The organism is Stenotrophomonas sp. SrG, from assembly GCF_050031795.1.
Lineage (GTDB): Bacteria > Pseudomonadota > Gammaproteobacteria > Xanthomonadales > Xanthomonadaceae > Stenotrophomonas > Stenotrophomonas rhizophila_A.
The window spans coordinates 82,006-105,935 of the sequence record NZ_JBNBBE010000001.1; the positions used below are offsets into that span (position 1 = coordinate 82,006).

General features: G+C 69.2%; 16 protein-coding genes and 1 pseudogene. 12 read left to right on the forward strand and 5 right to left on the reverse strand.

Going from position 1 to position 23,930, the window contains the following annotated elements; translation table 11 throughout:
* Positions 1 to 38 precede the first annotated feature (38 nt).
* From ACQG3P_RS00385 to ACQG3P_RS00395, 3 genes are all read right to left on the reverse strand, one after another.
* Positions 39 to 2,927, reverse strand: a complete 2,889-nt coding sequence (locus tag ACQG3P_RS00385; RefSeq protein WP_426803832.1) for a type 2 lanthipeptide synthetase LanM family protein — start codon at positions 2,925 to 2,927, stop codon at positions 39 to 41.
* Between the two features lie 83 nt (positions 2,928 to 3,010).
* On the reverse strand, positions 3,011 to 3,217 hold the full coding sequence (locus ACQG3P_RS00390; protein ID WP_093535704.1) for a DUF6229 family protein: 207 nt from the start codon (positions 3,215 to 3,217) through the stop codon (positions 3,011 to 3,013).
* A 228-nt stretch (positions 3,218 to 3,445) separates the two neighbouring features.
* Entirely contained in the window at positions 3,446 to 4,120 is a 675-nt protein-coding gene (locus ACQG3P_RS00395) for a hypothetical protein (RefSeq protein WP_426803833.1), read from the reverse strand.
* A gap of 102 nt (positions 4,121 to 4,222) precedes the next feature.
* On the opposite strand from ACQG3P_RS00395, the gene xth reads away from it, so the two are divergent.
* The 12 genes and pseudogenes from xth (at position 4,223) to ACQG3P_RS00455 (ending at position 21,657) form a co-directional block, all read left to right on the forward strand.
* The gene (gene xth, locus ACQG3P_RS00400; RefSeq protein ID WP_426803834.1) at positions 4,223 to 5,080 is read left to right on the forward strand and encodes an exodeoxyribonuclease III; all 858 of its coding nucleotides are present in this window, start codon (positions 4,223 to 4,225) and stop codon (positions 5,078 to 5,080) included.
* A 326-nt stretch (positions 5,081 to 5,406) separates the two neighbouring features.
* Positions 5,407 to 6,975 carry a glycogen synthase GlgA gene (gene glgA, locus ACQG3P_RS00405; RefSeq protein WP_217538956.1) on the forward strand — a complete coding sequence of 523 codons (1,569 nt, stop codon included), beginning with the start codon at positions 5,407 to 5,409 and terminating at the stop codon, positions 6,973 to 6,975.
* Positions 6,976 to 7,016: 41 nt separating this feature from the next.
* Positions 7,017 to 8,924: pseudogene (gene glgB, locus ACQG3P_RS00410) on the forward strand (1,4-alpha-glucan branching protein GlgB); the annotation flags it as partial.
* A complete protein-coding gene (gene treZ, locus ACQG3P_RS00415) occupies positions 8,921 to 10,660 on the forward strand; it encodes a malto-oligosyltrehalose trehalohydrolase (RefSeq protein ID WP_426803835.1) in 1,740 nt (579 codons plus the stop codon). The pseudogene glgB and the gene treZ, both read left to right, overlap by 4 nt.
* Positions 10,657 to 12,570 carry a 4-alpha-glucanotransferase gene (locus ACQG3P_RS00420; protein WP_426803836.1) on the forward strand — a complete coding sequence of 638 codons (1,914 nt, stop codon included), beginning with the start codon at positions 10,657 to 10,659 and terminating at the stop codon, positions 12,568 to 12,570. Before treZ ends, ACQG3P_RS00420 begins: the two co-directional genes overlap by 4 nt.
* A complete protein-coding gene (gene treY, locus ACQG3P_RS00425) occupies positions 12,567 to 15,071 on the forward strand; it encodes a malto-oligosyltrehalose synthase (RefSeq protein ID WP_426803837.1) in 2,505 nt (834 codons plus the stop codon). Before ACQG3P_RS00420 ends, treY begins: the two co-directional genes overlap by 4 nt.
* A gap of 9 nt (positions 15,072 to 15,080) precedes the next feature.
* Positions 15,081 to 15,245, forward strand: a complete 165-nt coding sequence (locus ACQG3P_RS00430) for a DUF2934 domain-containing protein (RefSeq protein WP_083214152.1) — start codon at positions 15,081 to 15,083, stop codon at positions 15,243 to 15,245.
* The gene (gene glgX, locus ACQG3P_RS00435) at positions 15,242 to 17,368 is read left to right on the forward strand and encodes a glycogen debranching protein GlgX (RefSeq protein ID WP_426803838.1); all 2,127 of its coding nucleotides are present in this window, start codon (positions 15,242 to 15,244) and stop codon (positions 17,366 to 17,368) included. The genes ACQG3P_RS00430 and glgX overlap by 4 nt, the downstream gene beginning before the upstream one ends.
* A gap of 179 nt (positions 17,369 to 17,547) precedes the next feature.
* Positions 17,548 to 18,918: an efflux transporter outer membrane subunit gene (locus ACQG3P_RS00440; protein WP_426803839.1), complete on the forward strand. Its 1,371-nt coding sequence runs from the start codon at positions 17,548 to 17,550 to the stop codon at positions 18,916 to 18,918.
* Entirely contained in the window at positions 18,915 to 20,042 is a 1,128-nt protein-coding gene (locus ACQG3P_RS00445) for an HlyD family secretion protein (protein ID WP_426803840.1), read from the forward strand. The genes ACQG3P_RS00440 and ACQG3P_RS00445 overlap by 4 nt, the downstream gene beginning before the upstream one ends.
* A complete protein-coding gene (locus tag ACQG3P_RS00450; protein ID WP_426803841.1) occupies positions 20,039 to 21,091 on the forward strand; it encodes a DUF2955 domain-containing protein in 1,053 nt (350 codons plus the stop codon). The genes ACQG3P_RS00445 and ACQG3P_RS00450 overlap by 4 nt, the downstream gene beginning before the upstream one ends.
* A gap of 17 nt (positions 21,092 to 21,108) precedes the next feature.
* Positions 21,109 to 21,657 carry a hypothetical protein gene (locus ACQG3P_RS00455; RefSeq protein ID WP_426803842.1) on the forward strand — a complete coding sequence of 183 codons (549 nt, stop codon included), beginning with the start codon at positions 21,109 to 21,111 and terminating at the stop codon, positions 21,655 to 21,657.
* 15 nt (positions 21,658 to 21,672) lie between these two features.
* On the opposite strand, the gene ACQG3P_RS00460 is transcribed toward ACQG3P_RS00455, so the two are convergent.
* Complete coding sequence (locus tag ACQG3P_RS00460) at positions 21,673 to 22,896, reverse strand: patatin-like phospholipase family protein (RefSeq protein WP_426803843.1); 1,224 nt, start codon at positions 22,894 to 22,896, stop codon at positions 21,673 to 21,675.
* Between the two features lie 55 nt (positions 22,897 to 22,951).
* Complete coding sequence (locus ACQG3P_RS00465; RefSeq protein ID WP_249832562.1) at positions 22,952 to 23,872, reverse strand: LysR family transcriptional regulator; 921 nt, start codon at positions 23,870 to 23,872, stop codon at positions 22,952 to 22,954.
* Between the last annotated feature and the right edge of the window lie 58 nt (positions 23,873 to 23,930).

Here is a 23,930-nt window from a genome sequence, read left to right on the forward strand (position 1 = left end):
CGCCTGCGGCCCAACGCCGCAGGCGCGATGGTGATCAATCAGGCGGCATCCAACGCCGCCTGCTCCCGCACCTGGCGCACGGCAATCGCCGGCGCAGCACCATTCCCGCGTTCCAGCAACAACGGCGAGGGCAGCGCGCACGCCGGATGCATGCGGCTGAAACCATAGATGGCACCCGCCAGCCCGATCATCAGCCCGGGCGTGAACGCGGCGCGGGTCAGCCCGCCGACCATGCCGTTGTGCTCTTCGATGGAAGAGATGATCTCCGCGGCAGCCGTGTCGACCGGGTAGGGACATCCTTCCGGGTCCAGCGCCGCCGCACGCACCAGCAGTTCGCGCGTGGACAGATCGCCATGGCACAGCGTATGGCTGAAACCCCATTTGCCGTTGGCATCGGCCACCGCGCGCCGCAGCATGCGCAGGAACCCGGAGTGTCCGGTCCGCGCCAGCAGGTCGGCCGCGGCCAGCCCGATGCCCACGCTGCCGTGGCACCAGGTGGGGAAGTTCTTCTGCCCCTCCTTGAGGTGGATATCGCGCCAACGCCCGGTGCCGGGCTCGTAGAGCGCGTCCTGGAACGCAAACGCGCCATCGGCAAGCGACTGCCACTCACGGCGCTCCTGCGCGCTGCCCGCGTCGGTCAACGCCAGCCGTGCCAGCGCCCAGCCGATGCCCATCGCACCGTGCCCGAAGCCGCCGATGGGCTGCTCGAACTGCGGCGTTGGCCAGCGCACGCCGTCAGCGTCGTCAATGGCGGTGGCCTGCAGGCGGCGCGCGGCGTCTGCGGCAATATCGAGCCAAGCGTTCTCGGCAGTGGCTTCGCTCAGCCCGATCAGCGGCACGATCGCGCCCGCCACCCCGTCGAGCAGTTCGGCCTTGGGGACAGCCTCGAATCCGGTTGCACGCAGTCCCTCGGCCGTTGTGCGCGCGAGCTCCAGCAGGTCCGGGCGCTGCACTAGGTCGTGCAGCGCCAGCAGCGTCCAGATCCGCGAGCCGGCGCCGACCAGGCCACCGCCCGCATCGGCCGGGTCGCGGCGGCACATGGTCACGAACACCTGGATGGCACCGTGCATGGCCTGCTCCAGGCCCGCCACGGCGTCGGCCCGGCCGGCCTGCACCTCGCGCCAGTAGCCTGCGAGGCTGAACGCGATGCCGCCCAACCCGAAGTAGAGGTCGGGCTGCACCGGCTGCACGGTCCAGCCGGTGCGGGTGATCTCCGGAGTGATCCAGGTCATGCTGCCGTCAGCGCCACGAATCGACAGCCGGATCAGGTTGTCGACCGCGGCGGCGGCCTGCTGGCGGCGGCGCGCTTCCAGGTCGCGCGCGTGTGCTGCCGTGGCGGCATAGGAATAGCCCTCGCGGGCTTCGGCGCGCGCCAGCGCATGCTCGTTGAGGTCCGTGGCCACCAGCGTGCTGCGGATGGTCACCTCTTCCAGATCGATCCGCATGTCCCGCCAGCCTGCGACGACGGTGTCGATGCGTGCGGCATCCAGCACTGAAGTGAAGATGGGAATGTCGCCATGGCGCATCGCATCGATCTCGCCCCGCACCGTCTCCGGGTCGGCCGACGCGGCCGGCGCCACGGCGGCGTTCCTGACCAGCAGGTCCGTCGCGGTGGCCACCGCCCGCGTCTCGTCATGCAGGGATGCCGGGTGCCACAGCATGCGACCGAGTTCGGCGTAGGCCATGGTCGGCCGGCGTACATCACGCACCTCGCAGCCAACGAAGCTGCGCAGCAGCGTGTCCAGTTCGCCGCTCGCATCCAGCGCGCGCAAGTGGCGGCTGGCCTGCATGAAGCCTGTGCTGATGTAGTCCCAGAAGCGTGAGACATCCGGCGCCGGGCTCGGGTGGTTCTGGGCCACGGCGAAATCGGCTTCCACCAGGCCGAGGCGGGGCGCGGCGCCGGCATCGTCGACAATCACCGGCACCTGTACCTTGGGCTGCTCGCCCGGCAATGCGCCCGCTGCGGAGAGATCGACGCCTTCCATGCCCAGCCCGGCCGTGCGGAAGGGCACGATCCCGGTACGCAGCACCGAGTTGCGCATCAGCCGCACCGCGATGTCGTACGCCTGCCCGTAGCCGGTCTCGGCGATCTCGACAGGTTTGGAAAAAACGCTTTCCGAATCCACCACCACCGGCACCGGACCCACCGCGATCAGGTTCTCAAGGTGGATGTCGGTACCGCCGATCAGGCGTAGAACGGCCAGCCAATGGCCGAGGCCGCGATAATAGGTCTGCAGTGCCTGGTCGTCGGCGCAGTAGCGATGGGCGGCAAATTCCGCCCAGCCGTGGGTGCCGCGATCGATCACGCGGGGCACCCGCACCCGGTCCGGGTCATCGGGGAACACGCGGGCGAGGAAGCCATCCAGAGTGGCATCCACGCGCAGCGAGCGCGGCTTGTACATCACCGTGCCACCGTCGAACGTGAGCCTGGCCACGGTGCGTCCCCCGGCGTGCAGGTCACCCTTGCCCAGCGAAAGGCCGAGCAGGCGGCCGGCGGGGCGTTCGAGCAGGCCGTGCAGAAGGTCGCGGTCGGCGCGGATGCGTTCGGCCAGTTCGCTGATGGCGGCGCTCTGCGCCTGCAGCATGCGCTCGAAGCGCGACCACAGCACCGGGTAGCGCTGGTCCAGGTGCAGCCGAAATGCGTCGGTGCGGGCGACAGCCTCGAACTGTTGCAGCTGCAGGATGGGATCGCTCGCGGAAACTGCACCGCCGCGGATCGCGGCATGCAGTTCAAGCAGCAGCAGGCGATTGAGTTTCAACTGCGCATTGCCATGCAGGGCCAGGTCGGCCTCGGCACGGATCACGTCGATCTCGCCCAGGTCCAACCCAGGCGCGAGATCGAGAAGCGAATGGTCCAGGCGCGTAAGGATATCGGCCAGGAAGTGGCGCACGATGCGTGCGAATGAAGCGGCGGCGGTAGTGGCCATTGCGTCCCCTGCAGTCTGCCCAGCGTCCGGAATGCATCCAGGCGGCGCGCAGCCATGGCAGCTGCGCGCCGGTACAGGCTAGATCAGCAACACAGGCAATGGTTGACCACGGAAATGGTGGTGGTGCACTCACCGCCACCGCCGGTGATCATGGTGGGCGCTGCGCAGGTGAGCGCCGCATCGGTAGCGTTCTGTCCGTAGATGAAAAGCGAACCGGCCGGGTTGTCGCAGCCATCCACGCTGTCGGCACCGTTGAGCCAGCCTGAAACGACGTCGTCATTCAGTTGCATTGCGCTTTCTCCTGCAGTTGCATTGCGCTTTCTCCTGTTGTTTCAACATGAGGCGTTGAAGGCGCCGGTACACGGGCGCCTTTGGTCTACGGCCACTCCTTGGCATCAGGAAAAGCGAACGCGACACCGGGAGACGGGATTGGCCGCGTGATTACGGTGAACCGAGTTTTAGGCGAAGTCAAACTGAGTAACTGCTCACATAAATAGTGTGAAATGAATCGGGGAACTCTATGTAACCCAGTGAATCGAACTCAACGCGTCACGCAGTTTCTGCTTGGCGAGTTCATTGCTGAAAGGCGGCTCGCGCGGCGGGTCGTAGACCTCCGGCCGCGTACCGGCCACGACCAGATCAATCGCATAGCAACGCCCATGCTGCACGGCGCGATAGCTGTCGGCCGATACGTAGTGACTCATCGCTGCGTCGCCCACCGGGAAGTGGGTGAAGCTCACGCCGCCAATGTCGACCGTGTCGGCTGGCCCCGTAGCTTCTGCGGGAGGCGCCAGGCAGTCGGCGACGGCACCGGCGTCGTCGCTGCGTCCGACGCGAAGCTCGGCCGCCGTCACCTCGTTGGACCCGTCCAGCACCAAGGCAGCCAGTGGCGAACCGGTGCTGCCCGAGGCATCGAACAGCTTCCAGCCATCCAGCGCTAGGTAGCTGCGGGTGAAATCCCTGCGCAGCGCCATGCCAGGAACTGCAGCCAGCGCGATGCCGGGCCGCGTTTCACTGAAGGCATGGGCGGGCGGTGACGACGTTGCACGCGCCTCGTGGGTGACTGCCGCCTTCGCCGCACCCGGATCCCCGCCGGTAGGTTGTGGCGGTCCCTCCGCGTCGGGCGAAGGCGTACAGGCGGTAGACGCCAGCACGGCGGCCAGCAGCAGCGGACGAGAGGACAGGATGGGCATCGGAAGCGGCACCAGGGAAGGGAAACGCAAGCATGCGCCCGCCCAGGTTGCGCGGAGTGAAGCAGGCAGAAGCCTGGGTGCGATGGCCCCGTGAGCGGACTCTTGACGCGCACGCAGCGCAATGCCGGGAATACTGGCGACTCCCTCCTGCTGGAGCACGCCATGGCCCGTCGCAGGCGCCTCCGGATTGCCACCTTCAACGTCAACGGAATCAAGACCCGGCTTCCGCACCTGTTGGCGTGGCTGGAGAAAGAGAAACCGGACATCGTGGCGCTGCAGGAGCTCAAGGCCAGCCAGGATGGGTTTCCTGAAACCGAGATCCGTGACGCAGGCTACGGCTGCCTGTGGCAGGGGCAACGTGCCTGGAACGGCGTGGCGCTGCTGGCGCGTGGGCAGGACCCGATCGAAAGCCGGCGCGGGCTACCTGGCGATCGCACCGACGACCAGAGCCGCTACCTGGAGGCGGCGGCGCACGGCGTGCTGGTGGGAGGGCTGTACCTGCCCAACGGCAATCCGCAGCCCGGCCCGAAGTTCGAGTACAAGCTGAAATGGATGCAGCGCCTGAACAAGCACGCGCTGGGACTGGTCGGCCTGCCGCATCCGGTCGCGCTGATCGGCGATTTCAACGTGGTGCCGACTGACGCCGATATCTACGACCCCAAGTCGTGGCGGCGGGATGCCTTGTTGCAGCCGGAGGCGCGAGAGGCGTACGCCGATCTGCTGGCACAGGGCTGGACCGACAGTCTCCGCCACGTCTACGGCGAGCAGACGATCTACACGTTCTGGGATTATTTCCGCCAGCACTACGAACGCGACCGTGGGCTTCGCATCGACCACCTGCTGCTGAACCCGGTGCTGGCCGACGGACTGAAGGACGCCGGTGTGGACCGCTGGGTTCGTGGTCTGGAGAAAGCAAGTGACCACGCGCCGACCTGGATCGAGGCGCTCGCTCCGCAATGACTGCAACGCAGGCGTGACAGTACGCGGCCGAGAATGAAGGATTCAGGCGGGCGGCGGCAGACGCGAAGGTCATGATGCGAACGCATCTGCTCATGCCGTACAAGCATCGACAGCCTGCGACAAGCGCTGCATTGCAGGCACCTTGCGCCTGTGAAGCGTGGCGGGGTCACGATGTTGTCGCATCAAGTTCACGCGGTGTTTATTCCGCACACAGGTAGATTCCAACCAAGGTTCGCGCGCGACGTTTCCGGCGCCGCAGAAACCCCCGCCCTTGGCGCAATACCGAGGGCACCCCCACCGCAGTACCACCTTCGAGATTTCCCCCCATGTCGCATCTGCGTCAGATCGCTGTTCCCGTGGCTTTGCCCGTTCCCGCTGGCGAGGAAGGCGGCGCACGCGTTCGTCGCACGCCCCGGCTGCGCGCCGTCGAGACCACCCCGCCGCCGCTCGGTCGTGTCGATCCGGCTCGGCGCGTCCTGTTCGTCACCTCCGAGATGGCGGACTACGTCAAGGCCGGCGGGCTGGGCGACGTTGCCGCGGCCCTGCCGCGTGCGCTGCGCACCCGATCGGATGTGCGGGTGCTGATTCCGGGCTACGACGAAGTCATTGCCGGGGCGCCGGACCTGCGGTTGGTGGGCCGCGTGCCGGCACGGGCCGGAATTCCCGCCTGCGACATCGGGGAGACGTTTGCGGGTGGCGTGCCGGTGCTGGTGCTGGTGTGCCCCGGGCTGTTCCAGCGGGGTGGCAGTCCATACGTGGATGGCAGCGGGCAGGACTGGAGCGACAACGCGGTGCGCTTTGCCGCGCTGTCGCGCGCCGCGGCGGTGATCGCCTGTGGCAATGCCGGCATGGAATGGCAGCCGGAACTGCTGCACCTGAATGATTGGCCGTGCGCACTGGCCGCCGCCTATCTGCGCTGGTACGGCTCGGACGTGCCCGCGCTGCTGACCGTCCACAACCTGGCCTACCAGGGGTTGTTCCCGCTTGAAGACGCCGCCGTGCTGGGCGTTTCGCCCGAGCAGGCGGAGAGCATCACCTTCCATGGCCGGCTCTCGTTCCTGCAGGCGGGCATCGTGCATGCCGACCATGTGAACACGGTCAGCGTGAGCTACGCGCGCCAGATCACCGGCCCCGAACAGGGCTGTGGGCTGGACGCGCTGCTGTCCGGCCACGCGGCGAGCGGTCGCTTGAGCGGCATCGTCAACGGCATCGACAGCAGCTGGGACCCGCGCACCGACCTGCACCTGAGCGAACACTTCGACCTGCACCGCTGGGAAGGCCGGGTCGCCAACAAGCGGCGCGTGCAGCGTGCGCTGGGGCTGCCGCACAGCGACGGGCCGCTGTTCGCGGTGGTCTCGCGCCTGGTCCACCAGAAGGGCCTGGACCTGAGCTGCGCGGTGGCGCACCAGATCGCCGCCGCCGGGGGCCAGTTGGCCATCATCGGCGGCGGTGAACCGCGCATCGAAGCGGAAGTGGCCGCGCTGTCGCGGCGGTTCCCCTCCAGCGTGGGCGTGTACCCCGGGTTCGACGAAGGCCTCGCCCGCAAGATGTTCGCCGGTGCCGATTTCCTGCTCATGCCCTCCCGCTTCGAGCCGTGCGGGCTGAGCCAGATGTATGCGCAGCGGTTCGGCTGCCTGCCGATCGCGCACGCCACCGGCGGCTTGATCGACACGGTGGAGGACGGCGTGACCGGCCTGCTGTTCAACTCGGCCGACGCCGACTCGCTGCGCCGCTGCGTGCAGCGTGCGTTCCGCACCTACCGCATCCCCGGGCTGCTGTCGGCCATGCGCCGCGCCGCCATGCTGCGGCCGAGCAGCTGGGACCTGGCCGGTACGGAGTACCTGAGGCTGTATGAGCGTGTACTGGATGCGCGCGTGCCGGAGCTGCAGGCATGAGCGAGCACGCATTCGTTGCGCGCGACGCCAGCCTCGCATCCGATCCGACCGAATCACCCGGCACTACGGACGACACCGCGCTCACCCCGGCGCAGCTCGACGCACTGCGCAGCGGGGACCCGGACGCCGCCCGTCGGCTGCTGGGCGCGGTGGCCACCGAAAGCGGCGGTGTGCGCTTCGCCGTGTGGGCCCCCAATGCCAGCCGGGTGGCCGTGGTAGGCGATTTCAACGGCTGGGACGCGGAGCGGCACCCGCTGCGCCTGCATCCCGAGGCGGGGGTCTGGGAAGGGTTCGTGCCGCGCGTGGCGGTCGGTGCCCGCTACAAGTTCGCGGTCACTGCCGGTGACGGAAGCTCGGTGGCGTTCAAGGCCGACCCGATGGCGCGTGCCTGCGAACTGCCGCCCGACACCGCCTCCCGCGTTTTCGGTCCGGCGACGCACGCCTGGCAGGATGGCGCGTGGATGGCCGCACGCGGCGTGGCCGGGGGCCAGGCCATTTCAGTCTATGAAGTGCACGCGGGTTCCTGGCGCCGCGATGCGGACGGCCAGCCGCTCGGCTGGTCCGCATTGGGCGATGCGCTGATTCCGTACGTGAAGGCCCTCGGTTTCACCCACATCGAACTGCTGCCGGTCAGCGAGCATCCCTTCGGCGGGTCCTGGGGCTACCAGCCGCTGGGCCTGTTCGCGCCGACCGCGCGCCACGGCGGCCCGGAAGACTTCGCGGCGTTCGTTGACCGCTGCCACGTGGCCGGGCTGGGCGTGATCGTCGACTGGGTGGGAGCGCACTTCCCGAGCGATGCACACGGCATGCAGCGCTTCGACGGCACCGCGCTGTACGAGCACGAAGACCCGCGGCTCGGATTGCATCCGGACTGGAACACGCTGATCTACAACTACGGGCGCACCGAAGTGGCCGCGTTCCTGATCGGCAGCGCGTTGGAGTGGATCGAACGCTTCCACATCGACGGGCTGCGCGTGGATGCGGTGGCCTCGATGCTGTACCGCGACTACAGCCGCGCCGAAGGCGAATGGCTGCCGAACGTCAACGGCGGTCGCGAAAACCTGGAGGCGGTCGCCTTCCTTCGCCAGTTCAATGAGGCGATCCGGACGCGCTTCCCGGAGGTGCTGGTCATGGCCGAGGAATCCACCGCGTGGCCGGGCGTCACCGCACCGGCCAACGCGAACGGCCTGGGGTTCACCCACAAATGGAACATGGGCTGGATGCACGACACCCTCGCGTATCTGCGCCGCGATCCGATCCACCGGGGCCACCACCACGGTGAAATGACGTTCAGCGCCATCTACGCCTTCAGCGAGCGCTTCATCCTGCCGCTGTCGCACGACGAAGTGGTGCACGGCAAAGGCTCGCTGCTGGCGAAGATGCCGGGTGAGCGTGCGCAGCAGTTCGCCAACCTGCGGGCCTGTTATGGGTTCATGTGGGCGCACCCGGGCAGCAAACTGCTGTTCATGGGCGGCGAGTTCGCCCAGCCGGCGGAATGGAACCACGACGCTGCGCTGGACTGGGACAGTGCGGCGCGGCACGAACATGCCGGCATCGCCCGGCTGGTCGGCGACCTCAACCGCTTGCTGCAGCAGGAACCGAGCCTGCGCCTGGCCAACGATGACGATGCCGGATTCGAGTGGAGCGTCAGCGATGACCACCAGAACAGCGTGCTTGCGTTCGTACGCCATCCGCCGCGCGGCGAAGGCCGGGCGACGCTGGTGGTCTGCAACTTCACCCCGGTGGCGCGGCTTGGCTACCTGCTGGGGGTGCCGTCCGCCGGTGACTGGGTGGAGATCCTCAACACCGACAGCGCGTTCTATGGCGGCAGCAACCTGGGCAATGAAGGTCGCGTGGCGACCATTGCGCAGTCGATGCACGGCCACGCGCAGTCGCTGCCGTTGACCCTGCCGCCGCTGTCGGTGCTTTACCTGCAGGCCAGGGAATGAGTGCAGCGCAGGTGCGGTGGGGAGCCTGGCAGGATACGGACGGCGGTTGGCGTTTCGCACTGTGGGCACCGGCGGCCACCTCGGTGGACCTGCTGCTGGAAGACCAGGTGCTGCCCATGCAGGGCAGCGACGACGGCTGGTTCGCGCTGACGGCGCCGGGTGCGCCCGGCATGCGCTACCGCTACCGCATCGATGGCGGCGACGCAGTGCCCGACCCGGCCTCGCGTCAGCAGCCTGACGGCCTGTTCGGACCCAGCGCGCTGGTGGCCGACGACTTCGACTGGCAGCAACCGGACCGGTCCGGCCGGCCGTGGCACGAGGCGGTGATCTACGAGGTGCACGTGGGCGCCGCCGGCGGGTCGTTCAACGCGGTGCGCGATCAGCTGCCGAAACTGGCGGACCTCGGGTTCACCGCGATCGAGCTGATGCCGGTGGCCACCTTTCCGGGTGAGCGCAACTGGGGCTACGACGGCGTACTGCAGTATGCGCCTGCGCCCGCCTACGGCACGCCTGACGAGCTCAAGGCACTGGTCGATGCCGCCCATGGCCTGGGGATGATGGTGCTGCTTGACGTGGTGTACAACCACTTCGGGCCGGACGGCAATCCGCTGCCGACCCTGGCGCCGGCGTTCTTCCGCAGCGACCTGTGCACCCCGTGGGGCAATGCGGTCGATTTCCGCCGCCCCGAGGTGCAGTGCTACTTCATCGACAACGCGGTGATGTGGATGCGCGATTACCGGTTCGATGGCGTCCGCCTCGACGCGGTGCACGCCATCCACCCGCTGGCGTTCCTGAACCTGCTGCGTGACCGGGTGCGCGCGGCGCTGCCCGGCCGCGAGGTGCTGCTGGTGCTGGAGAACGAGAACAACCAGTCGGCGTTGCTGGCCAGCGGGTTCACCGCGCAGTGGAATGACGACTTCCACAACGCCCTGCACGTGCTGCTGACCGGGGAGCATGAAGGCTACTACGGCGACTATGCCGACGACCCCTCCGGCCGCCTGCGCCGGGTGCTGGCCGAGGGCTTTGCCTGGCAGGGCGAGACCACCCGCCGTGGGCGTGCGCGGGGCGAACCCAGCGCGGGCATTCCGCCGCAGCAGTTCGTGGTGTTCTGCCAGAACCACGACCAGACCGGCAACCGTGCGCAGGGCGAGCGCCTGCTGCAGCTGGTGGGGCCGCGCCGGACCGCATTGGCGATGGCATTGACCGCGTTGACGCCGATGATTCCGATGTTCTTCATGGGCGAGCCCTGGGGCGCGCGCTCACCGTTCCTGTATTTCACCGACCACCGCACGCCGCTGGACGAGCAGGTGCGCGAGGGCCGCCGCGCCGAATTCGCGCACTTCAGCAGCTTCAAGGATGAGCACCGACGTGCGCTGATTCCGGATCCGAATGCGCCGACCACGCTGGCCATGTCCCGTGCCCCGTGGCCGACGGAAGACGATCCCGACGCCGCGGCCTGGCTGACCTGGTTCCGGAATCTGCTTGAGGTGCGCGCGGCCTGGCTGGGTCCCGCCGCCAGCGCGCAGTCGCTGGGTGCTGATGTGCTGGCGCCGGGCGTGCTGCGCGCTGGCTGGCAGCTGCCCGGAGCGCAGTGGTGGATCGCGTTCAATGCCAGCGATGCCACCGTGCCGGTGACGTTGCCGGCCGGACGCGAAGTATTCCGGCTCGGCCCGCCGGCCCAAGAGGATGGACTGGCGCCCGACAGCCTGTACGCCGTGGTGGTGGCTGCAGCATGAGCACGCAACCGGCACTGGGCGCATTGGCGGAGGCGGTGGGCCTCGCCGTGGACTGGGTGGATATCGCCGGGCGTCCGCAACGCGTGGATGACGCGGTACTTGGCGCGATCCTCGACGCCTTGGAGATTCCCAACGCCACGCCCGCGCAGCGTCGCGAGGCGCTGTCCGCGTTGGGGTCGCGCCGCCAGGTCCCGCTGCTGCGCACTGCCGTGGTCGGGACGCCGGTGGATGCCGGCGCCGCAGATGCGCCCTGCGTGTGGGAGCACGAGGACGGCAGCCGGGAGGACGGCCACACCAACGCGGCGGGGCAGGCGACGGCGCCGGCACGTCCGGGCTACTGGACCCTGGCCTGTGGTGCACACACGCAGCGTGTTGCGGTGGCGCCGCTGCGGTGTTTCGGGGTCCACGATGCGGTGAGCCGCGCGCATCCGTGGGGACTGGTCCTGCAACCGTATGCGGCCCGTGGCCCACACGATGGCGGCACCGGCGATACCGCTGCCTGCGCGGCGTGGGCGCGGCAGGCGGGCACGGCCGGCGCGGATGCGCTGGCACTCGGGCCGGTGCACGCCGGCGGCGGCATGGACGCAGACTACAGTCCCTATTTCCCGGGCGACCGGCGCTTCCTGGAGGCGGTGTACGCCGCACCGGTGGAGCAGTTCGGTGATGCGGCGCTGCAGGTGCTGGAGCGCGACCCCGCGCTGCGCGAGCAGCTCGCCGCACTGCGCGCCGCACCCCTGATCGATTGGCCGGCGGCGGCGATGGCCAAATGGGCATGGCTGGGTGCGGTGCGCGGTGCGGTGAAAGATGACGCAGATGCGACCCGCGACCTGCAGCGTTTCGTCAGCGACGGTGGCCCGGCGCTGGCGCGGCATGTGGCGTTCATGCATCCGCGCCTGGGACTGTCGTCGTCGCTGTACCTGTTCGGACAATGGATGGTGAGCCGCGGCTGGCAGCGTGCACAGGCGCAGGCGCGCGCGAGCGGCATGGGGCTGGGCCTGATCGCCGACCTCGCGGTGGGCTTCGATCCCGCCGGCGCTGAAGCCGATGCCGCCGGCGGCGCACTGCTGCGCGGGCTGGTGCTCGGCGCGCCGCCCGATAGATTCTGCGCCGCTGGCCAGGTCTGGGGCGTAACCAGCTATTCGCCGCACGGGCTGGCCGAGCAGGGCTTCGCACCGTTCATCGCGCTGCTGCGTGCGGTAATGCGCGACCGTGGCGGGATCCGGATCGACCACATCCTGGGCTGGCAGCGGTTGTGGGTGGTGCCCGATGGCGCCGGGGCAGGACAGGGCGCCTACCTGCGGTATCCGCTGCAGGACCTGCTCAACATCGCCGCGATCGAATCGTGGCGCAGCCGCTGCATCGTGATCGGCGAGGATCTCGGCGTGGTGCCCCCGGGCATCCGCCAGACGCTGGCCGCACGCGGCGTGCTGGGCATGGATGTGCTGCCCTTCGCCCGCGATGAAGACGGCGGTTTCCTGTCGCCCGGGGCATGGCGGGCGGATGCCGTGGCGATGACCGGCACCCACGACCTGCCGACCCTGGTCGGCTGGCGACGGGGGCTGGATCTTGGCTGGCGGCACCGGCTCGGCGAGCTGGACGAGGAGGGACTGCGGCAACAGGCCGCCGAGCGCAGCGCCGATATCGCGCGCCTCGATGAAGCCATGAAAGGGCGTGCCCTGGATGAAATATCCGGCCGCCGCGCGGCACTGGAATACGTCGGCGCCAGTCCATCGGCGCTGGCGCTGCTGCCGGTGGAAGACGCGCTGGGCATGGCCGAGCAGGTCAACCTGCCGGGGACGGTAGGGGTCCACCCGAACTGGCGCCAGCGCCTGCCCACCGAAGGGGTCGAGCACACCTTGGAGGACGCCATGCAACGTTTCGCTACCGCCCGCGCGCAGGTGGGCCCATGAGCCGGGTGCGCGCCACCGCGCGTCTGCAGCTGCATGCAGGATTCACCCTGGACGATGCCGCGCGCCAGGTGGATTACTACGCCGCGCTGGGGATCAGTCACCTGTACCTGTCGCCGATCTGGCGCGCCGTGCCCGGGTCGACCCATGGCTACGACGTGGTGGACCCGACCGAAGTGAACCCCGAGCTGGGAGGCGAACGTGCCCTGCGCGCGCTTGCCAACCGGGCGCGGGCGAGTGGCATGGGGCTGGTGCTGGACATCGTGCCCAACCACATGGCCGCGCACGCAGACAACCGCTGGTGGTGGGACGTGCTTCAACACGGCCGCGGCAGCGCGTATGCCCACTGGTTCGATATCAACTGGAAGGCGCCGCTGGCAGGCGGCGCGCTGCAGCTGCCGATCCTGGATCGACCGCTGGACGCGGCCATCGAGGACGGCGTGCTGCGCGTGGAGCAGGAGGCTGGCGTTGCGGTGCTGCGCCACCACGAGGCGCGGTTGCCGCTGGCGCCCGGCACGGTGCCCGATGCCGCCCCTGCCGGGCTGCGCGGCGTCATCGGGTCCCAGGCCTACCGCCCGATCTGGTGGCGGCTGGGCGACGACCGCTTGAACTACCGGCGCTTCTTCACCATTTCCAGCCTGGTCGCCCTGCAGGTGCACCACGACGCGGTGTTCGACACCGTGCACCGCCTGCCGCTGGCGTTCCTGGCCGAGGGGCTGGTGGACGGCCTGCGCGTGGACCACGTGGACGGCATTGCCGACCCGCAGGCCTACCTGCAGCGACTGCGCACCGCCATGGACAGCGCCTGCGCCACGCACGGCGTTGCGCCCCTGCTGTGGGTGGAAAAGATCCTGGCGCCGGACGAGGAACTGCCGGCGTCGTGGGCCTGCGACGGGACCACCGGCTACGATTTCATGGACCAGGTCTCGGCCTGGCTGCACGACGCGTCGGGCGAGGCACCGCTGGCCCGGCAGTGGCAGCAGGCCACGGGGCGCACCACGTCGTTCGGCGAGGAAGAACGGCGGGCGCGCGATGAAATGCTGGCGCGTGGCCTGCGCAGCGAGTTCGACACACTGCTGCGACACCTGCTGCGCATGGAGCGCGCCGCGTTGCCGGCCAGCGCCCGGTTCGGGCGTGCGCTGCTGTCGCGTGCGTTGACCGCGCTGCTGGTGCGGTTCCCGGTTTATCGGACGTATGCCACGCCAACCTGTTTCGACGAACCCGACCAGCGTCGCTGGGACGCGGTGCTGGACAGCGTGGCGCGCGAGGAACCGGCGGATACAGTGCTGGCGGCGGGCTGGATCGCCGCCTGCTTCCGCGACGACGGCGGTGATGCGCGCGCACGCGCCACGCTGCGGCGGCGCTTCCAGCAGCTCAGCGCGCCGCTCAACGCCAAGGCGGTGGAGGACCGCGCGTTCTACCGCTACGGCGTGCTGCTCTCGCGCAACGAGGTGGGCAGCCGTCCCGACCATTTCGCCCTGTCCACGCGTGCCCTGCATACGCGCACGCTGATGCGCGCCCATCGCCACCCGCAGGCCATGCTGGCCACGGCCACCCATGACCACAAGCGCGGTGAAGACAGCCGTGCGCGGTTGGCGGTGCTGTCCGAGCAGCCGCAGTGGTGGGGCAGGCTGGTGCGGACATTGGATCGTCGCGCTGCACGCGTCGGGATGGCCCTGCCGCCGCCGGCGGTGCGCCACATGCTGTGGCAGACCCTGCTCGGCGCGTGGCCGATGCAGGGCCTGCACGATCCGCGCAGTTTCGCGGAAAGGGTCGTGCAGTGGCAGCTGAAGGCGTTGCGTGAGGCCGATCTGTTTTCCTCCTGGACAGACCCGGATACCGCCTTCGAGGCGCGCACGCAGGCCTTCATCGAACAGCTGCTGCTGCATCCGGCCACGGTCTCGCTGCGCGGCACCCTCCAGCAGGCGGCCGAGCATGTCGGTGCCGCCGGCGCCCGCAACGGGCTGGCCCAGCTGGCGCTGCGGCTGACCCTGCCGGGCGTGCCTGACCTGTACCAGGGCACCGAGGGCTGGGACCTGTCGCTGGTGGATCCGGACAATCGCCGCGAGGTGGACTACGCGCGCCGCCGCGCCTGGCTCGACGATGCACGCCGCTGGCCGCAGCTGCTGGCGCAGTGGCAGGACGGCGCGGTCAAGGCGCGCCTGCTGCGGCACGTGCTGGCCCTGCGACGCGAACAGCCGGCGCTGTTTGCCGAAGGCACCTACCAACCCCTGCATGCGGACCGCGAGGTGGCGATGCTGGCGTTCCAGCGCGAACACGCCGGCCAGCGGCTGCTGGTGGCGGTTGCGCGCCACACCGCGGCGCAGCCTGCCCGGCAGGGCGCCGCGCTGTCCGCTTCGCATTGGGGCGGGGCAACCCTGACGGTCCCGCCCGGGCATTACCGCAACCTCCTGACCGGCGCGGCGCTGGTCAGTGATGGCACTCCCCTGCGCCTGCGGCAGCTGTTCGACGGCAGCCCGGTCGCGATTCATTCAACCTGCTGAGATACGACGATGGACGAGCAACAGAAAGCCGAACGCACCCGGGAACTGGCCCGGCAGATCTGGGAGGCGGAAGGCCGCCCGGAAGGACAGTCGGCACGTCATTGGCAGATGGCCGAGCGGCTGGTCGCCGCCGAGATCGAAGCGCTCTTGCACGACCAAGAGGTGCCGCGATGAGTACCGGCAACGGCGCAGGACATACCCGGGTCAGGGCAGGGCGGCCGTACCCGCTGGGCGCCACCTGGGATGGGCTGGGCGTCAACTTCTCGCTGTACAGCCGGCACGCCACGCAGGTGGAGCTGTGCCTGTTCAATGAACGCGGGCGCGAGGTAGAGCGGATCCGCCTGCCCGAATACACCGATGAGATCTGGCACGGTTACCTGCCGGACGCGCGGCCCGGCCAACGCTACGGTTACCGCGTCCACGGCCCGTACGCGCCGGAGGCCGGCCATCGTTTCAACCCGAACAAGCTGGTGATGGACCCGTACGCCAAGCAGCTGGTCGGGCAGATCAAATGGGCGCCGCACCTGTTCGGCTACACCCTGGGCCACAAGGACAAGGACCTGAGCTTCGACCGGCGCGACAGCGCGGCCTACGTGCCGCGCTGCGTGGTGGTCGATCCGGCGTTCACCTGGGGCGCCGACCGCAGCCCGGCCACGCCGTGGGACCGGACGGTCATCTATGAGGCGCACCTGCGCGGGTTGTCGATGCAGCACCCGGCCGTGCCCGAGGCCATGCGCGGCACCTTCTCGGCGCTGCGTTCCGACGCGCTGTCCGACCACCTGCGCCAGCTCGGCGTGACCGCGCTGGAGCTGCTGCCGGTGCATGCGCACGTGGACGACCAGTACCTGGTCGAGCGCGGACTGAAGAACTACTGGGGTTACAACACGCTGGGCTTCTTCGCGCCAGATCCGTCCTTCCTCTCCACCAGCACCATCGCCGAGTTCAAGCAGATGGTGGCCAGCCTGCACGACGCCGGACTGGAGTTGATCCTGGACGTGGTCTACAACCACACCGCCGAGGGCAACGAACTGGGTCCGACGCTGTCGTTCAAGGGCATCGACAACGCCAGTTACTACCGCCTTGCCGACGACCGCCGTTACTACATCAACGACACCGGCACCGGCAACACGTTCGACCTGACCAACGCCGGCGCACTGCGCATGGTGATGGACTCGCTGCGCTACTGGGTGCAGGACATGCACGTGGACGGCTTCCGTTTCGACCTGGCCACGATCCTCGGGCGCGAACGCGCCGGCTTCGATCCGTCCGGCAGCTTCCTCGACGCGGTGCGCCAGGACCCGGTGCTGAGCCAGGTGAAGCTGATCGCCGAACCCTGGGATATCGGGCCCGGCGGGTACCAGCTCGGCAATTTCGCACCGGGTTGGGCCGAGTGGAACGACCGCTTCCGCGACAACCTGCGCGCGTTCTGGAAGGGCGACGAAGGCCAGCTCTCCGAGTTCGCCACGCGCCTGATGGGCTCGGCGGACCTGTTCGACCACAACGGGCGCCGGCCGTCGGCGTCGGTCAATTTCGTGACCGCGCACGACGGCTTCACCCTGCACGACCTGGTGAGCTACAACGACAAGCACAACCTGGAAAACGGCGAGGAAGGCCGCGACGGGACCGACCACAACATTTCCTGGAACCACGGCGCGGAGGGGGCGACCGACGACCCCGGCATCCTGGCGCTGCGTCGCCGGCAGATGCGCAACCTGCTGGCCAGCCTGCTGCTCGCGCAGGGCACGCCGATGCTGCTGGCCGGGGACGAGTTCGGCCGCACCCAGAATGGCAACAACAACGCGTACTGCCAGGACAACCCGATCAACTGGATCGACTGGGAGCGCGCGGCGAGCGAAGAAGGCCAGCAGCAGTCGCTGTTCGTACGCCGCCTGCTGGCATTGCGCCGACGCTACCCGCAGCTGCGTCGCAGCCGCTTCCTCGACGCCCGCGACGGCCACGGCACCGACGCCGCGCACTGGATCCGGCCGGACGGCCAGCCGATGCAGGAAGGCGACTGGCACGCACCGCAGCAGCGGGCCTTGATGCTGCAGCTGCCGGCGATGCCCGCCGACGGCGACGGCAACGGCAACGGGGTGGAGGGCATCCAGCTGTTGCTGCTGGTCAATGCTGCGGCGGAGCCACAGGCCTTCGTGCCGCCGCCGCTGGACAACACGCCCTGGCGGCTGTTGATCACCTCCGTCGACGACGCGCCGGTGCAGGCCGACGAGCAGGGGCACTGGCACCTGCCGGACCGCGCCATCGCGTTGCTGGCCAGCCGGGGCAGCAGCACGCACTAACCGCGTTGCACCGCCAGTAGAAGTACTGAGGCCCGCGCTGCGCCGCAGCGCGCATGATGGGAATGAACGGGGGCGGCCGCTTGGCGGTGCGCCCTGCGTTCAGACAACAGACTTCCCAACGCCAGGGTGGCGCCATGCAGTGCCTGCGGTGCGCGCGACGCTGTCTCCCGGCTGCAGGGGTGCTGCTGCCCGCCTTGTTGCTCGCCGGCTGCGTGCAGGGGCCGGCGTATGTACGACCCACGGTGCAGGTACCGTCGCACTATCGTTTTGCTTCCACGCCACTCCGACCGGATCCGGTCGCAACGCTGGCGGAGGTGCCGCGCTGGTGGCGCCACTTTGGTGATGCGCAGCTCGACGCGCTGGTCGACGAGGCATTACGCGCCAACCATGATCTCGGCATCGCCACGGCGCGGGTGGACGAATTCGCCGCGCGCGCGGCGGCTGTCCGCGCCGAGGCGCTGCCGGTGCTCGGTTATGGCGCGGCTGCCGGACGCCAGCGCACCCCGGGCGTCGGCACCGGTGGCAATTACGCAGGCCTGCTGTCGGCCAGCTGGGAGCTCGATCTCTGGGGGCGCCTGCGACGCGAGCGCGAGGCCGCACGTGCCGAGCTGATGGCCACCGAGGAGGCGCGACGTGGCGTCGCGTTGACCCTGGTGGCGGCGGTGGTGACCGGCTACATCACGCTGCTGGACCTCGACCGCCAGTTGGAGATCGCACGCGCAACGCTGGCAGGCCGAGGCCAGAATGTAGCGGTGTTCCAGCAGCGGCTGGACGGCGGGGCGTTGTCGGAACTGGAAATGCTGCAGGTGACCGCCGAATACGAAAGCGCGGCGGCGGCCATTCCAGAGCTGGAGCAGGCACTGGCGATGCAGGAGCACGCGCTGTCGGTGCTGGTTGGCCGCAACCCCGGCGCCATCGCACGTGCGGGCACGCTGCAGGCCCTGCATGCGCCGTCCGTTCCGCCCGGGCTTCCCTCCGACCTGCTGGCGCGGCGCCCGGACATCCTGCAGTCCGAACAGGCCCTCGTGGCGGCCAACGCGCGCGTGGGCGTGGCCCGCACGCTCTACTTTCCGCGTCTGTCGTTGAGCGGGGACGCCGGCTCGGCCAGCGCTGAGCTGGACCGGCTGTTCACCGGGCCGGCGCGGACGTGGTCGTTTGCCGGGCAGCTGTTGGGGCCAATATTCGCCGGCGGCAGCATCGCCGCCGCCAACCAGCAGGCCGAGGCACGCAACCAGCAGGCCGTGCTGGCCTACCAGGGTGCGATCCAGGATGCGTTCCGTGACGTGGATGACGCCCTGGTGGCCATCCAGTCGAACACCACGCTGGTGGCGTCGCTGGAGCGGCGCGTGGCAGCGCTGCGGCGTGCGGTCGGCCTGGCGGTGGAACGTTACGACAACGGTTACTCGGACCACCTGGAAGTACTGGATACCGAACGTGGCCTGTTCTCGGCCGAACTTGCGTTGAGCAGCGCACGGGGCAACCGCTATCGGGCACTGGTCGCGTTGTACCAGGCGCTGGGTGGCGACTGGGCCACGGAGGCCGCGCAATGACCCTGCCGCCCACCCAGGAGCCGCCGATGCAGACCGCAGCAGCGCCCGCCGGACCTGCGCCCGTGCGCCGGATCGTGCGCGTCACGCTGGCGGCACTGTTGTTGGTCTTCGTGTACCACCTCATCGCCGACCGCTTCACCCCGTACACCTCGCAGGCGACAGTGCAGACCTTCCTTGTCCAGATCGCGCCGGAAGTAAGCGGCCCGGTCGTCGCCGTGGACGTCCGCGACAACCAGCCGGTGAAGGCCGGGCAGCCGCTGTTCCGGATTGACCCACGGCCCTTCGACATCGCGCTGCGCGCGGCGCAGGCCAGCCTGGCCGTGGCGCAGCAGGGCGTGGATTCGAGCGCGGCCGACGTGCGGGTGGCTGCCGCGCAGCTGCAGCGGCAGCAGGTGGAGCTTGCCACCAGCCAGCAGTTGGGGAAGATCGTGCTGGACCTGTCGGCAAAACGCGCCTTGTCGGAGACCTCGGCGATTCGTGCGCGCAGCGACATCGCCCGTACCCGTGCCGAGATCGAGCGCGCCCGCGCCGAGTCCGAGCGTGCGCGGATCCGGCTGGGCGATGGCGCGGGTGGGCATCCGCAGGTGCTGCAGGCGATGACGGCGGTGGAGCAGGCCACGCTCGAACTCCGCCACACCACCGTGCTGGCCCCCGGTGCCGGCGCGATCACCAACCTGCGGCTGGCCCCGGGGCAATTCGTCAGCCGCGGCCAGCCGGTACTCGGTTTCATGGCCGACGGTCCGCGCTGGGTGACCGCTGCGATGCGCGAGAACCAGCTGGGCCGGATCCGCCCCGGTGCGCGTGCGTACGTCACCTTCGACGACCAGCCCGGTGACGTGTTCCCCGCGCGCGTGGACAGCGTCGGCTGGGGCATCGCCAACGGCGGGGAATCACCCACCGGCCAGCTGCCGACGGTCGACGCGCCGACCGGCTGGCTGCGCGAACCGCAGCGCTTCCCGGTCCGCATCGCGCTGGAGGGTGCGGCCGGCAATTCAGCCGCGTTGTCGCCGGGGCGCAGTGGCGCGCAGGCCAGCGTGGTGGTGCTGACCGCGGACCGCTCGCTGCTCAATCCGTTGGCGCGGGCCTGGATCTGGGTCGTCGCGCAGCTGAGCTACCTGCAATGAACGCGCCGGTCCCCGGTGTGCAGCGCGCAGCCACCCATGCGGTGCTGCGCTTCGCGGTCGCGGTGACGGCGGCATTCGTGATGGGTGAGGTGCTGGGCTGGTGGCCCAGCTTCCTCGCCGCCGTGCTGGCAGCGGTACTGCTGGCGAGCCTGCCGGTACGCCCGACGCTGCGCATGGCGGTTGGGCTGGTAGCGGTGATGGCGGTCGTTGCGTGGTTGCCGTACCTGCTGGCGTCGTTGCTGCGCGGGGTGCCGGTGGTGCTGTTCGGGCTCGTCGCGCTGGGCATGTTGCTGGGGTTCCATGCACTGCTGCTGGGGCGTCCCAAGCTGCCGGCCATGCTGCTGCTGATCTGCCTGGCGGTGATACCGGTGGTGGTGCTGACCGCACCGGCGCAGGCGGCCGCGTTGCCGTGGGCCCTGGTCCGCGGCATGGCACTGGCACTGGGGCTGATCCTGGTGACCTGGGCGGCATGGCCTGCGCTGCCACCACCGCGCGCCACGCCTGCACACGCGCCACCGGGCGCGGCGCCCTGGCGCCTCGCGCTGCTCGCCACGGGAGTGATGCTGCCGATCCTGCTGGTGTACCTGCTGTTCGGTCTGGTGGATGCGTTGCCGGTGATCGTGACCACGGTGATGCTGGTCATCAATTTCGACCCAGCGCAGAGCGCACGTCACGCGCTCGCCCTGATCCTGGGCAATCTTGCCGGTGGCCTGCTCGGCTGGTGCATGCACCTGGCGCTACTGACCACGCCGACGCTGCCGTTCCTGGCGCTGCTGCTGTTCCTGGTCTCGATCGGATTCGCCCAGCGCATCGCGGCCGGCGGCGCGGTCGGTGCGGTGGCGCTGGTCGCCTGCAACGCAGCGTTGATCATCTTCGGCACCGCGCTCGCCACCGGCCCGGCGTCGGTGATGGTGTGGCTGACCCGGTTGACCCAGTTCGCGTTGGCCGGTGCATTTGCGCTCGGCATGATGCACCTGCTCTGGCAGCGCTTTGCCACCGTCGCCGCACGCCCGGCGGCGTCACCTTCGCCTTCAACCCACGCGCCCTGAGTGCCAGGAGACCTGCCATGACCACGCTTCGTTCCGCAGACGCACCCGAATTGAACCCCGCGGCCAACGATCCGCGACAGAAGAAGCGGCTGGTGCTGGGCGTCGCGGTCTGGGTCGTCGGCTGGATTCTCGGGCTGGGCCTGATGCCGGTGGTCGAAGCCTCGTCGCTGTCCGAAGGCCTGAAGACCACGCTCAACGGCGTGCTGCTGCTCGGTTTCCCCAAGCTGTTCCTGGTACTGGCGGTGGCGATCATGGGCAAGCCCGGCTTCGCCTATCTGAAGTCGCTGATTGGCGCGCTTCTGCGTCGGTTCGCGCCGCCGGCCTCGGTCAGTCCGCTGCGTTACCGGATCGGGCTGATCCTGTTCATCGCGGTCATCGTGCTCAGCTCGATAGGCCCGTACGTCGTGCCGGAGTCGGGGTCGCTGCGCATGCAGCACCCGCACCTGATGGCGATGAGCGGCGACCTGCTGCTGATCGTCAGTCTGTTCATCCTGGGCGGCGACTTCTGGGACAAGCTGCGCGCCCTGTTCGTGCGCGACGCCAAGGCGGTGTTCCCGCCGGCGTGATCCGCACGGAAAAGTTCAGGGCTCGTCGGCGGGCGACATTCCGGGCGGGCGCGACAGCCACACCGGGCCTTCGCGGGCCCGGTCGTAGCCGACCTGGTAGAGCACGGTCATGCGCGCTGGATCGAAGCTGGCGGCGTCGGCCAGCGCAAGCCGCGAATCGATGGTGACCCAGGCAAAACGCGCACCGTCGCGCCGGGCGTAGGCGTACTCGCGGAACAGGTCGCCGATCATCCCGGCGCGGCCGGCGACGTCGATGGAACGGAAGGCAATGCCGCGCAGCGAACGCTCCGCCGGGTCCGACGCCGCGGCCAGCTGGCCGTTGTGGATCATGAAAGTATCGTAGGTGGCGGGTGCGCGCGACAGCCGGTTGTAGAGGCGCTGCGGATCGATGATGCCCGCGTGCAGGAAGATGTTGGCGGCAACGAAGCCGTCCACATGCATTTCGTCGTAGCGCTTGCCCAGCACGTCGACCTCGATCAGCACCGGCGGAAAGGCGATCGGGATCGAGGCCGATGCCAGCATCACCCGTCGGAACAGCGCAAGCGCCTCGGGCGATCCGCGCGTGGCGATCAGGCCCATGTTCCAGACCACGAACTGGCGCGAATCCAGGTCTGCCGTCCCCATGTAGAGACGACGCCCGGCGCGGTGTTCGGCGGCGATCCTGGCCAACAACGGCGCGTCGATGGCGCGTGCGATCAGTGCCTCCAGCGGCGCGGTGTTCGCCAGTGCATCGCGGCGAAGCAGCGCCATCAGCGGGTTTCCGGCGGCGAACACGTCGGCGTCGGAGGTGGTGGTGTAGAAGCGTCGCAGGGCCTGGTCGTGGTCCGGGCCGAGAAACGCATAGGGCGCCATCAAGGCGCCGGTGGATACGCCGGTGACGATCTTGAAGGTGGGGCGGGTGCCGGTCGCGGTCCAACCGTTGAGGAAGCCCGCGCCAAAGGCACCATTCGCGCCTCCGCCGGACAGGGCCAGATGTGGATAGTGGATGCGCCCGTCGGCGGCCACTGGAAACTGATCCGCGCGCTCATCGCGGATGGACTGCTCGAAGTCGAGCTCCATGTCGCGGTTCGGCCGGCCGGCCCAGGCACGCACGTCCGGCATGCCGGGTACCACGGCCCAGGCGATCTGGTCGGCGGGCACCGGGGTGCGGGGCAGGGTGGCGCAGCCGCCGAGCAGCAGGCACACCGCCAGGACAGCGGCCAGAAGCGGGAGGCGGCGGTAGGCATGGATCGCATCCATGCGCCCAGCGTGGCATCCACCCGGACCCGGTTCCACAGTAATTCCCGCAGCGTCTCTACAGATCCCAGGCGGGTGGGGTGCCGAAGCCTTCCAGCAGGAAAGCGGTCACCTCGCGCACCTTGCGCGAGCGCAGCTTGTTCTCAGGTGACAGCAGCTGGATGTAGGAGGTCTCGGTCGCGACCGAGCCTTCCCACGCCCCGAGCAGCGGCACCAGCTGCTGCTTCGCAAAGCTTTCGCGGTGGTACAGCCAGCTGGGGAAGAGCACTACGCCGTGGCCTTCCAGGGCCGCGGCAAGCAGCACTTCGGCGTTGTTGCTGCAGAGCGGACCGCTTACGTTGATGCCTTCGAACGGCTGTGAAGGTGACTCGCGGAAGTACCAGCGTTGCCTGCCGAACTGTCCCTTGTAGAGCAGGCAGCGGTGGTCGAGCAGGTCGGCCGGTGTTTCGGGCGTGCCGTGCTCGGCCAGATAGGCGGGGCTGGCTGCGACGATCTGCTGCTGCGCGGCGAGGGTCCGGCCGATCAACCCGGAATCGACCCGCGGCCCTATCCGGACCGTGATATCCACGCCTTCCTGCACCGGGTCGATGTACGCATCGGTGAGCTGCAGCTCGACCTCCAGCGCCGGATGCGCCGCTTGCAACTGGTTGACCAGCGGCGCCACGTGCAGTCGACCGAATGCCTCCGGGGCATTGATCCGCAGGCGACCATGCAGCGCGCCGTCGTCGCGGCCCAGGTCGTCCACGGCCGCATCCAGCAGTTCAACCGCTTCGCGGGCCTGCTGGTAAAAGCGTTCGCCTTCCTCGGTCAGCCGCACCGCACGGGTGCTCCGGTAGAACAGCTGCCGGCCCAGATCCTTTTCAAGCGTGGCGATGAAACGGGACACCGACGATGCCGGTACCTGGAAATGCCGGGCGGTCGCGAGAAAGCTGCGTGTGGTGGCCACCATCAGGAAGTAGCGCAGGGCCTTGAGCTGCATGGGAATGCTCCGCTAATGCTGTTTCAGCAATTGTGATTTGCCGTGTGGCGGGATTGTA